The sequence below is a fragment of the Blastococcus sp. TF02A-30 genome (genome assembly GCF_003319185.1).
GTDB lineage: Bacteria > Actinomycetota > Actinomycetes > Mycobacteriales > Geodermatophilaceae > Blastococcus.
Genome location: NZ_QOHJ01000037.1, coordinates 1 through 447 on the forward strand (window position 1 = coordinate 1; position 447 = coordinate 447).

Annotated in this window: 1 protein-coding gene; it reads left to right on the forward strand. The window is 68.9% G+C overall.

Annotated features, from left to right (window positions below):
* Positions 1-43: 43 nt before the first annotated feature.
* The coding region (locus DQ241_RS20340) for an AMP-binding protein (protein WP_255411013.1) at positions 44-447 on the forward strand (404 nt) is incomplete at its 3' end.

The following is a 447-nucleotide window of genomic DNA, read 5'->3' on the forward strand; positions in this document are numbered from 1 at the left end:
CTACGACCCGCCTCGCCCCTGGATCGCCAGCTATGCGGAGGGGGTGCCGGCGGATCTGGAGCCGGTCACCGGGTCGCTCGGCGACATCGTCGCCGCCTCGGCGCGGGACTATCCGGATGCACCGGCGCTGGAGTTCTTCGGGCGTGTCACCACCTACCGGGAGCTGGACACGCAGATCGCGCGCGCCGCCGCCGGCCTGCGTCAGCGCGGAGTCCGCGCCGGCGACCCCGTCGCGATCGTCCTGCCGAACTGCCCGCAGCACATCGTCGCGTTCTACGCCGTGCTGCGCCTCGGCGCCGTCGTCGTCGAGCACAACCCGCTCTACACCGCACGTGAGCTGCGCAAGCAATTCGAAGACCACGGCGCGAAGCACGCGATCCTGTGGAGCAAAGTCGTACGCACGGTGCAGGAATTCCCCGACGACGTGCCTGTCTCTTATACACATCT